Origin of the sequence: Pseudotamlana agarivorans, from assembly GCF_001642835.1 — a bacterium.
GTDB classification, from domain to species: domain Bacteria; phylum Bacteroidota; class Bacteroidia; order Flavobacteriales; family Flavobacteriaceae; genus Pseudotamlana; species Pseudotamlana agarivorans.
On the sequence record NZ_LXEI01000007.1, the window covers coordinates 73,187 to 84,917 of the forward strand.

At 33.2% G+C, this 11,731-nt stretch carries 7 protein-coding genes and 1 pseudogene; 6 read left to right on the forward strand and 2 right to left on the reverse strand.

Going from position 1 to position 11,731, the window contains the following annotated elements; all coding sequences use genetic code 11:
- Positions 1 to 15 precede the first annotated feature (15 nt).
- Genes A6I66_RS09365 through A6I66_RS09375 form a run of 3 tightly spaced genes read left to right on the forward strand, consistent with a single transcriptional unit; the run spans position 16 to position 5,238 of the window.
- Positions 16 to 2,448 carry a YfhO family protein gene (locus A6I66_RS09365; RefSeq protein ID WP_067148280.1) on the forward strand — a complete coding sequence of 811 codons (2,433 nt, stop codon included), beginning with the start codon at positions 16 to 18 and terminating at the stop codon, positions 2,446 to 2,448.
- Between the two features lie 50 nt (positions 2,449 to 2,498).
- Positions 2,499 to 3,779: a glycosyltransferase gene (locus tag A6I66_RS09370; protein ID WP_067148283.1), complete on the forward strand. Its 1,281-nt coding sequence runs from the start codon at positions 2,499 to 2,501 to the stop codon at positions 3,777 to 3,779.
- A gap of 1 nt (position 3,780) precedes the next feature.
- Complete coding sequence (locus A6I66_RS09375) at positions 3,781 to 5,238, forward strand: oligosaccharide flippase family protein (RefSeq protein ID WP_067148286.1); 1,458 nt, start codon at positions 3,781 to 3,783, stop codon at positions 5,236 to 5,238.
- A 77-nt stretch (positions 5,239 to 5,315) separates the two neighbouring features.
- Here the strand turns inward: A6I66_RS09375 and A6I66_RS09380 are convergent, their stop codons facing one another.
- On the reverse strand, positions 5,316 to 6,455 hold the full coding sequence (locus tag A6I66_RS09380) for a hypothetical protein (RefSeq protein WP_067148289.1): 1,140 nt from the start codon (positions 6,453 to 6,455) through the stop codon (positions 5,316 to 5,318).
- A gap of 268 nt (positions 6,456 to 6,723) precedes the next feature.
- Here A6I66_RS09380 and A6I66_RS16925 point away from each other — a divergent pair.
- The 3 genes and pseudogenes from A6I66_RS16925 to A6I66_RS09390 all read left to right on the forward strand — a co-directional run.
- Positions 6,724 to 6,993: pseudogene (locus tag A6I66_RS16925) on the forward strand (DUF3667 domain-containing protein); the annotation flags it as partial.
- A gap of 63 nt (positions 6,994 to 7,056) precedes the next feature.
- The gene (locus A6I66_RS09385; protein ID WP_245683451.1) at positions 7,057 to 7,818 is read left to right on the forward strand and encodes a hypothetical protein; all 762 of its coding nucleotides are present in this window, start codon (positions 7,057 to 7,059) and stop codon (positions 7,816 to 7,818) included.
- Between the two features lie 396 nt (positions 7,819 to 8,214).
- Positions 8,215 to 8,844, forward strand: a complete 630-nt coding sequence (locus A6I66_RS09390; RefSeq protein ID WP_067148295.1) for a T9SS type A sorting domain-containing protein — start codon at positions 8,215 to 8,217, stop codon at positions 8,842 to 8,844.
- Between the two features lie 72 nt (positions 8,845 to 8,916).
- Here the strand turns inward: A6I66_RS09390 and uvrA are convergent, their stop codons facing one another.
- Positions 8,917 to 11,700: an excinuclease ABC subunit UvrA gene (gene uvrA / locus A6I66_RS09395; protein WP_067148298.1), complete on the reverse strand. Its 2,784-nt coding sequence runs from the start codon at positions 11,698 to 11,700 to the stop codon at positions 8,917 to 8,919.
- Positions 11,701 to 11,731: the final 31 nt, after the last annotated feature.

Below are 11,731 nucleotides of genomic sequence, written 5' to 3' on the forward strand. Positions count from 1 at the left end.
AATTAAAGCCAGTTTATGCCATTTTCAATAAAAAGATTTTTACCACACATATTTGTAATTCTAGGGTTTGTTGTAATATCTCTAGCTTATTTTAATCCTGTCTTAAAGGGAGAAGTTATTTACCAAAATGATATTGTCCAGTTTATCGGGATGAGTAAACAACAAAAGGATTTTAAGGCAGAAACAGGGCAAGAAACCTATTGGACCAACAGTGCTTTTGGAGGCATGCCAACCTATCAACTTGGGGCACGATATCCGCATAATTATATCAAGAAGTTGGACTTAGCCCTTCGCTTTTTACCAAGACCAGCAGATTATCTTTTTCTTTATCTTTTAAGCTTTTATGTACTGCTTTTGGTGTTAAAAGTCGATTTTAAATTAGCGGCTTTAGGAGCCTTAGCCTTTGGTTTTTCTACATATCTTATTATAATTCTTGGAGTAGGTCATAATAGTAAGGCGCATGCCATCGCTTATATGCCATTGGTTTTAAGTGGTATTATTTTAACCTTTCGGAAGAAGTATATCTGGGGTTTTTTCTTAACTGTAATTGCTCTTGGTTTGGAATTGGTTGCTAATCATTTTCAAATGACTTATTACTTGATGTTTTTAATCGTTATACTCGGGATTGCTTATTTGATTGATGCGTATAGAAAACAAACACTTCCAGAGTATTTTAAGGCGATAGGGATTTTGGTAGGCGCCTTAGTATTAGCTATAGCGCTTAACGCTACCAATATTTTGGCGACTCAGGAATATGTAAAGGAAAGTAAACGAAGTAAAAGTGAATTAACCATTAATCCAGATGGTTCACCTAAAGAAGTGACTAATGGATTGGATAGAGATTATATAACTCAATTTAGTTACGGTATGGTTGAAACTTTTAATTTGTTTATACCTCGATTCGTTGGGGGAGGCAATCATGAAGATGTAGGAAAGGAATCAGCAACCTACGAGGCTTATCGAAAACTTGGCGCTACAACTACTCAAGCTTTGCAAGAATCGAAACGTGCGCCATTGTACTGGGGAGATCAGCCAATTGTTGAAGCGCCAGCTTACGTAGGGGCTGTCGTGTTATTTTTGTTTGTGTTGGCTTTGTTTCTAGTTCAAGGGCGATTAAAATGGTGGCTTGTTGGTGGTACGGTTTTTTCTTTATTACTCTCTTATGGTAAAAACTTAGGGTTTTTAACCGACATATTTATTGATTATGTACCGCTTTACAATAAATTCAGAGCGGTTAGTTCTATTCAGGTTATCTTGGAACTGTGTATTCCAGCGCTAGGAGTTTTTGGACTTTCAAAATTGTTAGATGTTCATGTTTCAAAAGAAGAAAAATTAAAAGCATTAAAATATTCAGGGGCAATCACTGGAGGACTTTGTGTTGTCTTTTTATTGTTTAAATCGACTTTGTTTGATTTTGTAGGTGTTAATGATGGGTTGTATCGTGAAAGTTATGGGCAGGGTTTTATTGATGCCATTAAATCGGATCGAAAACGTGTATTTACAATGGACTCCTTGCGTTCATTGGTATTGGTAGCGCTTTCTTCTGGTGTTATTTTGATGTTTTTGAAGGAAAAATTAAAAGAAAAATGGTTGATAACCGCATTTTGTGCACTTATTTTGTTTGATTTAGTTGGTGTAGATAGGCGTTATGTAAATAATGATGATTTTGTAGCAGGTATAGAAATGAGTAAGCCTTTTCAAGCTTCAGAAGTTGATAAATATATTTTACAAGATACATCATATTATCGTGTATATGATTTGGTTTCTGGGCCTTCTAAACCATCATATTTTCATAATTCATTAAATGGCTATAATGCTGCGGAGTTAAGACGATATCGAGAAGTTTTCGATTTTTATATCGCTAAAAATAATATTAATGTATTAAGTATGTTGAATACGAAATACATTGTTGCTCAAGATGAGAAAGGGAATTCATTTCCTTATGAAAACGAAGAAGTAAACGGTAATGCATGGTTTGTTGAAAGCTTAAACTTGGTAGATTCTGCTAACGAAGAAATCTTAAAATTAGATAAACTAAACACAAAATCACAGGCAGTTTATTCGCAGCATGAGGCTAGTGAATTTTTAGAAAACACAGATTTAAAATTTAAAACAGATTCAACATCAACAATTGATTTGGTAGAAGTTAAACCTAATTACTTAAAGTATAAATCAAATAATAGTAACAAAGGTTTTGCGGTATTTTCTGAGGTATATTACGGTAATGGCTGGAAGGTTTTTATTGATGGAGAGTCTGGAGAGTTTATGCGCGTTAATTACATTTTAAGAGGGATGCAAATTCCAGCTGGAAGTCATACGATTGAGTTTAAGTTTGATCCAGATGTCGTGAAAACTGGAAGTAAAATCACGTTGGCAAGTTCTATATTATTGATGTTTTTGATTGTAAGCGGATTGTTTTATGAGTATAGAAGAAAACCTCAAGAATAGTTTTCTTGAACTTTGTAACTAGAGTCTTTTTAATTAAAGCTTAATTTAAAATGCAGGTGAAAAAAGTGCTTATTGTTACCTATTATTGGCCTCCTGCAGGAGGGCCAGGGGTACAGCGCTGGCTTAAGTTTGTAAAGTATTTGCCTGAATTTAATGTAGAACCTGTTGTTTATATTCCTGAAAACGCAAATTACCCTATTCTAGATGAAAGCTTAAAAGCGGAAGTTTCTAATGATTTAAAGATTTATACCAGTTCTATTCGGGAACCTTATAAATTAGCTGGATTTTTGTCTAAAAAATCGTCTAAAACGATTAGTAAGGGGATTATTTCAGAGAATGAAAATCAGTCATTACTTGAGAAATTGATGCTTTTTGTGAGAGGAAACTTTTTTATTCCTGATGCTCGGGTTGGATGGGTGAAACCTTCTGTAGATGAGCTTTCCGATGTCATAAAAAAAGAGCAAATTTCAACTTTGATCACAACAGGACCGCCACATAGTGTGCATTTAATTGGATTACGTTTGAAGGAAAAACTAGGGGTAAGGTGGCTGGCAGACTTTAGAGATCCATGGACCACGATCGGTTATCATAAGCAGTTAAAACTAACGAAGACTTCAAAAAACAAACATAAGGCTTTGGAAAAACAGGTTTTAAATGCGGCAGATCAAGTTGTAGTAACCAGTTTTGCTACGAAAAAAGAGTTTCAGGCTATTACGAACAAACCTATAGAGGTGATCACAAATGGTTATGATAATGAAACGGATGTTGATTTTGTAAAGGATTTAAAGTTTTCATTAGCGCATATAGGATCTTTATTGTCTAAGAGAAATCCAGAAATTTTATGGAAAGCTCTGGCTGAATTAGTAAGTGAAAATGAAAGTTTTGCTAAGGATTTTCAGCTTAATTTAGTAGGCTCAGTAAGTGAAAATGTATTGAATTCTCTTGAGGATTTTGGGTTAAGTAATTATTTAAATAATGTAGGTTATGTTTCGCATAAAGAGTCTATTGTGTTTCAAAAAAAATCTCAAATTTTATTGTTAATAGAAATAGATTCTGAAGACACAAAAAGTATCATTCCAGGGAAATTATTTGAATATATGGTTTCAGATAGACCCATATTAGCCATTGGTCCGAAGCATTGGGATGTTGAAAAAATTATTAAAGAAACCAATACAGGTTATTGTTTTAGTTATTCTGATTTTGGTGCTCTAAAGAAAACTATCCTAGAGTGTTATAAAGCATTTCAAAAAGGAGAATTACAAACGAATCCTATTGGATTGAAAAAATTTCATCGGAAATCATTAACCCAATCTTTATCTAATTTACTTTAAGATGGGGGTAGTTGCTGTTCAATCATTCAAAAATATCATCTCTACCTATTTAGGGTTTTTTATAGGCGCTATAAATACGCTGTTTTTATATACGGAGTTTTTAAGCGACGAATATTACGGTATGGTAAGCTATATGCTGTCTCTAGCATATGTAATTATGCCTATTATGTCTTTAGGTATGCATAATACACTTGTTAAATTCTATTCGTCGTTTAAAACCAGAGTGTCTCTACACAGTTTTCTAACCTTAATGATTTTCTTGCCTATCTTAATCATTATTCCTCTGTTAATTGTGACGTATTTTGGTTATGATTTTATTGCTGGACTTCTTTCAAAAAAGAATGAAATTATTAAGGATTATTTATGGCATACCTTTTTTATAGCGATAGCCTTAGCTTATTTTGAAGTGTTTTTTGCTTGGGCAAAAGTGCAAATGGAAACTGTAGTCGGTAATTTTATGAAAGAAGTGTTTCATAGAGTAGGAGCTATGGTGTTGCTTTTTTTATTGCATTATAAATTTATAGATGTAGAACAGTTTATGTTAGGTTTGGTGGTTGTGTATGTACTACGCATGTTGGTTATGAAACTCTATGCCTTCTCTGTGAAATTTCCTATAATTACTTTTAGCAAATTGAATAATTTAGGAGCTATTTTAAAGTATTCATTTCTGATTATTATAGCTGGTTCTGTAGCTACGGTATTGTTGGATGTAGACAAAGTGATGTTAGGTCATTATGTAGATATACGAGAGGTCGCTTATTATAGTGTTGCTGTTTTCATAGCTACGGTTATTGCTGTTCCGCAACGTTCTATGCATCAATTATTAATGCCTTTATCTGCGAAATATTTAAATGATAGAGATTTTAGTTCATTAAGTGATTTATATAAACGCAGCTCTATTAGTCTTCTTGTGGTTGGAGGTTTAATCTTCTTGTTAATTGTTTTAAACATCAACGAACTATATTATATCATTCCTAAAGAGTTTAGTAACGGTTTGTTTGTGGTGTTTTTAATAAGTATTTCAAAATTGTATGACTCTGCTTTAGGGAGTAACAATGCTATCTTATTTAATAGCGATTATTATAGAGTTGTATTGGTGTTAGGTGTGTTTTTGGTTATTCTAATGGTGTTGTTGAATATGGTTTTTATACCGTTGCTTGGTATTAATGGGGCTGGTTTAGCAACATTTTTAGCGATTTTTATGTACAACTCTGTTAAGTTGTATTTTGTATATAGAAAATTTAAATTGTTTCCATTCTCTAGAGCCTCTTTAAATGTTCTTCTACTAATTTTTATAAGTGTTTTGCTGTTCTATTTTTGGGAATTTCCTTTTCATCCTTTTATAAATATAGGACTGAAGTCTTTAGTTGTTAGTATGGTCTATTTATTTGTTGTTTATAGATTTAATTTTTCTGAAGATATTACCCTGGTTATAACTCGTTATATAAAAGGGAAGTAGATAAAAAAAAGAAACCCCCACAATGCTTTATAGAAGCATTCGCGGGGATTTCAATACTAACCAACCAAAAAAAATCTTTAAGATCGTGTTCTTCGTGCTGTCGATCTTGTATTATTATTAGAACTCCTGCTGTAATTTTGCGCAGTTCTTTGTTTATTATCATTTACTCTAGTTGTTTTAGGTCTTTTTGTGCTACGGTTATTATTTGATTTAGTAGTAACTTGTTGACCTTTTCTAGATTTGTTATTATATGTACGTGTGTTTTTGTTGTTTGGATTTTTTGCGACCGAAATATTTTTAGAAGCCGACTTTCTATAATTATTCGGTGCGTTTTGTGAACCTCTTTGTGTTTGTGTTCTTGCAACGTTTTTAGTCGAGTTTCTTGTTGATTTAGTGGTGTTTCTATTGCTGTAATTTTTATTTGCAGCGGATTTTCTGTACGCACTCTTGTTAACCGATGTTTTGTTTTTGCTGCTTCTATAAGCTGTTGCGTACGCTCTATTTCTAGAGATTGTTGCCCCTCTTCGGGTGGCAATAGCTGTTCTTGGTCTTGAATTATTTATAAATGGTCTCACATAACGGTAGCGTACTGGGCGGTAGTGCGTTCTGTAAGGTCTGTTGTAAACAACACAGTAATTAGGTCTTGGTACACGGTAGTATCTATGCCAAGGCCTGAAAATATAGCCTCTATTGTAAATGTTAATATAACCAGTGGTGTATGCAAATTGATTGTAACTATTGTAAAAAACGTTTAAGCTTCCAACTCTAGCAATACGACCATAGTTGTTGTAAAATATGTTTACGTTTCCTGCTTGTATCACGCGTCCGTAATCGTCGTAATAGATTGGAATATTTTCAATTTGAATAATAGCACCGTATTCATCGTATTGAATATAACCATTGTAATTATAGCCTGAATTAAAACTCACGTTCACATTACCTGTGTTTATGGATACATTTAAATTATTGCTGTTGCCAAGGATGTTGAAATCAAATTGACCATCAGGGAAAATTGAAAATTCAATGTTGCTTTCAACAAAAATAAATGAGTTGCCGTAGTTTGAGGTGGTTGCTAAGGTGTTTGAATTTATTTCGTTTGAAGGCATTGCTTGAATCGAAAAGAACGAAAACATAAAACCAGCAAACAACAAAATTATTTTATTGCTTAAGCTATTAATCCTTGTTAAGTCTTTCTGAGTGTGTTTTGAAGTTTTCATAATAATAAGTTTTAAACGTTCATGCTTATTGAATTACAAACAGCGTGCCATAAAATTATTGATGTGTTTAATCTTCTGTTATTTAGTTGTTTAATATTTGTTTTGGAACTCTATTTATGAGTGTTGATCTTGAAAGAGGGTAGCATGAATTATCTTTTCCGTTAAACTAATGTAAGTAGACAAATATTATAAAGCGTATTTTAAGTCTGTTCAGCTAGGGATAAATTATTTTGAAAAGCCGTACTTTTATACAAATGATTATTGATAAATGAAGTCAAAGAAGGAGACCTGTAAAAACTGCGATAAGACCTTTAAAGAAAAATTCAAATTTTGCCCTTATTGCGGACAGCAGACAAAAGATGAATTAACGGTAAAGGTTCTATTTTACAACACGATACATAATTATTTCTCTTTTGATGCTCGATTTTATAAAAGTTTTTATCCTCTGTTATTTAAGCCGGGTTACTTAGCTGTTAAATTTATAGAAGGCAAACGTTTAATGTATTTGCATCCTGCACAGATGTATTTATTTGTTTCTATTGTGTTTTTCTTTTTGTTTTCTTTTATCCAAAGGGAACAGGTTAAGAACTTAGATATGGAGTTGCAAAAAACAAAATCACCAGAAAGCACTCTTAATTTCGATTTATCTGAACAGAAAATAGATTCCTTAGATGCACAGTTTTTTAATGGTGATTTTAAGGCTGATTCAATATTAAGTCATAAGGATGCGGATAAAGGGCATCATGTTATAGCTGATTTTTCTGAAAAAAAACTATCTACCATTCTAGATCCAGAAGCAGCTGAGCATAAAGGTATGTTTAGCATGGATTTTAATTATAAAATTCTTGATTCATTAATAAATAACAGGGTTTCAAGAGATATAATATTAACTCATATGGGTATGAGTGATGATCCAGGTTTTTTTGAGAAAAGATTTTATACTCAAACTCTAAGATTTTATGAAACCAGGCGAGGTGGTAGGGTGCTTGAGGCATTTTATGATGCGATTCCTTATGCCATGTTTATTTTGTTACCAATTTTTGCTTTGATTTTAAAATCACTTTATTTTAAGAAAGGTTTGTATGCGAGTTATTTGGTGTTTAGTTTTTACTATTTCTCGTTTATTTTTATACTTTTCAGTTTGTTTCTTTTAGGTAGCTTTATAACACAGCTTCCAGATTGGTGTTATTCGCTTTTAAATTTGGTCATTTTTGTGTATCTCATGGTTTCTATAAAAAACTTTTATAAGGAAGGGTGGGGTGTTACAATATTAAAGACTTTTGTAGTAAGTCTCGTTTTTTTACTTGCAGTAATACCTTTAACGGTTATTGTTTTAAGTGGGTTTGCTTTTCTTTTTTATTAACTTCTTGTTGTTTGCTTCTTTTTATAATGTTGTGAGTTAGTATTTTTAGTGTTTCTGGTGTGTTTCATTATAGCGCTACTTTTTAATTAATAAGTCAATAACAAAATCTATGTGTTTTGTTTAGGTAGTTGGTGTAATCTCATTAAAAATGTGTGTTTTTTTCTTTTGCGTTGTTGTGCAATTTGCTGATTGTAAGAATTATTTGTTGTTTAAGTCTTGAAACTGAGTCTTTGGTAGTTCTAATAAAAAAGGGCAGATTTGGTTTTTGTCTAGTTAAAATCTAGTTCTTTTCATTATGATATTTAGTTTGATGAGTTTACATCGAGTTGTGGATTTAATAAAATATTGAGTTGAAATTTATATTTGTGATTATAAATTAACTAAATATTTAAGATTATGAAAAAAACTACATTATTACTTTTGTTATTGGTAAGCACATTTACTTTTGCTCAGACGGTTACTTTATCTTCAATAGATGGAGAGACGCCGGGGGATTTTGGTTTATCAAGCGGTTTGACACTAAATGTTGGGACTACTTATGAGTTTATTATTGACTACACTGGTCAAGAAACTGTTGGAAATGATATTTTGGTGAAAATTTTGGAAGGTGGCTCCTATGCAGATACAGCTGACATATTTGTAGAACCAGTTACAGCGGCAAGTGGTCAGGCAATTATTCAAGTGACTCCAACTATTGTGCAATCTTCAGCAATTCTTCAGGTGAGATCTACAAAAACTACAGATTTTAGTGAATCTTCTCAAGAGAATATGTTTTTGTTTAATTATAAAGTAGATCCATCGTTATCTACAAACGACTTCAATAAAAACAAATTAGCAGCTTATTACAATTCTAAACTTGATGCTGTATTAGTTGGTAATTCGGTAAGTGGTGATTATGCTATTTATGATTTATCAGGAAGAAAGGTTGTAAATGGGGTTGTTTCTAATGAAATTAGCACAGCGTCTTTAAAAAGTGGTCTTTATATATTGTCAACTGCTCAAGGTGTGTTGAAATTTGTAAAATAGGTTTAAGAAAAAACACTTTGGACAAAAGGAGTCTTTATGGGACTCCTTTTTTTTGTTTGATAAAAATTTTGTTTATAGTTTTTCTTTCAAATATTTTCCAATTTCAGAAGATTTAATTTTTATAATGTCTTCAGGAGTTCCTGTTGCTACAACATTTCCGCCGTTTTCTCCACCACCAGATCCTAAGTCAATTATAAAATCAGCGCATTTAATAAGGTCAATGTTATGTTCTACAACTATAATTGAATGACCCTTGGAAATTAAAGCATTAAATGATTTTAAAAGTTTTTGAATATCATGAAAATGAAGTCCTGTAGTGGGTTCATCAAAAATGAATAAGGCTTTCTCTTTATTGTTGCCCTTTCCTAAAAATGAAGCAAGTTTAATACGTTGTGCTTCGCCACCAGAAAGGGTAGAAGAGCTTTGTCCTAATGTCACATAGCCTAAACCGACATCCTGAAGAGGTTGAAGTTTGTTTTTAATTTTAGTTTGTTCGTTAGCTTCAAAAAATTGTATGGCATCATCGATAGTAAGGTTTAAAATATCATCAATATTTTTACCGCCATATGTTACTTCGAGAATTTCTTTTTTGAATCGTTTCCCTTTACAAGTTTCACATTCTAAATGCACGTCGGCCATAAACTGCATTTCAATGGTTACTTCACCTTCGCCTTTGCAACTTTCACAGCGTCCGCCATCTACGTTAAATGAAAAATGCTTCGGCTGGTAGTTTCTTATGTTGCTTAATTTTTGTTTAGAGAACAGTGCTCGGATGTCATCATAAGCCTTGATGTAGGTCACAGGATTTGATCTTGATGATCTTCCAATCGGATTTTGATCAACAAATTCAATATGGTTTATGTTGCTGAAATTGCCTTCTAAGGCTGTAAATTGTCCTGCTTTATCACTAAAATCTGTGAGTTTCTTTTGTACAACAGGATACAGTATTTTTTTTACTAATGTACTTTTTCCGCTTCCTGATACTCCTGTAACTACAGTAAGCATGCCTAAAGGGAAGCGTACATCGATATTTTTTAGGTTGTTTTCTCTAGCACCCAAAATATCAATGTAATACTTAGAGGTTCGTCTGGTTTTAGGAACCTCGATATTTAAAGTGCCGTTTAGGTATTTTGCTGTTAGTGATTCAGATTTTAAAATGGTTTTAAAATCTCCTTGAGCAACTACTTCGCCTCCTAAGGTTCCTGCTTCGGGACCAATATCAATGATATTATTAGAAGCTTTCATGATATCTTCATCATGCTCTACGACAATAACGGTATTGCCTAAATTTCGTAAAGACTTTAAAACAGAAATGAGTTTTTCAGTGTCTTTAGGGTGTAATCCTATACTTGGTTCGTCTAATATATACATGGAACCAACTAAGCTACTACCTAGGGAGGTAGCTAAATTAATACGCTGACTTTCACCTCCAGAAAGGGTATTTGATTTTCGGTTTAAAGTCAGGTAGTCTAGGCCAACGTTAGAAAGAAATTCTAATCTGTTGTTTATTTCAGTTAGAAGTCGTTTTGCGACTTTTAAATCGTATTCGTTTAATTGTAACTGTTTGAAAAACAAGGCTAGTTGATCCAAAGGCATTTCCACAAGATCAGAAATGGTAGCGTCAGAAATTTTGACGTAATTAGCTTCAGTTCGTAATCGTCTGCCTTGACAAGCTTTACATTTTGTTTTTCCTCGGTAACGAGAAAGCATGACACGATTCTGAATTTTATAGGCTTTAGCTTCAAGTTCGGAGAAGAACTTGTTTAGTCCTTCAAAATATTGGTTTCCGGTCCAAATTAATTGTTTCTGATCTTCAGTAAGTTCAAAATATGGCTTGTGAATAGGGAAATCGAATTTATGAGAATGGTTTACAAGTTGATCCTTGTACCAGCTCATACTTTCTCCACGCCAAGGGAATATGGCGTTTTCGTAAACTGATAGTCCTGTGTTTGGAATGACTAAATCTTCATCGATACCTATAATGTCTCCATAACCTTCACATTTCGGGCAAGCGCCATAAGGGTTATTAAAGCTGAACAAGTGAACATTGGGCTCCAAGAATGTGAGTCCATCCAATTCGAACTTGTTACTAAAATGATGTTGTGTATTGGCACTCAGGTCTTCTATAAAACAAGAGCCTTTGCCTTCGTAAAATGCTGTTTGAATCGCATCAGCCAAACGATTATAGAAATCTTCACTTTCTTTTTTAACAATACGATCAACAACTAAGAAAAAGGTGTCTGATTGAGACGTGTTTTCTACTTGATCAATTCTAAATACGTCATTATTAACCTTTACTCTTGAGTATCCTTGTTGATTAAGTGCTTTTAGCTTGTCTTCCATGCTACGACCTTCCTCTAGCAGAATTGGGGCTAGTAGAAGCATTTTTTCGCCTTCAGGAAAGGTTTTTATGTAATTTACAACATATGTAACAGTGTCTTTTTTGACTTCTAATCCAGAAATAGGAGAGTAGGTCTTGCCAATTCTGGCAAACAAAAGTTTTAGATAGTCAAAAATCTCGGTGGTAGTGCCTACTGTTGAGCGAGGGTTCGTAGAATTGACTTTTTGTTCAATAGCAATGGCTGGCGCGATGCCTTTTATATATTCTACTTTGGGCTTGTTTAAACGGCCAAGGAATTGCCTAGCGTAGCTAGATAAACTCTCTACGTAACGTCTTTGTCCTTCAGCATACAGCGTGTCAAAGGCTAAGCTGGACTTGCCTGAACCAGATAAACCTGTAATAACCACCAGTTGGTTTCGGGGTATGGTTACGTCAATATTTTTTAAATTGTGCAATTGAGCACCTTTAATTATAATATTTTCTTTAGGATTCTCGTTATTAGTGGTAGATTTCATAGACTTACAAAGGCAATAATCCTGCAAAGAT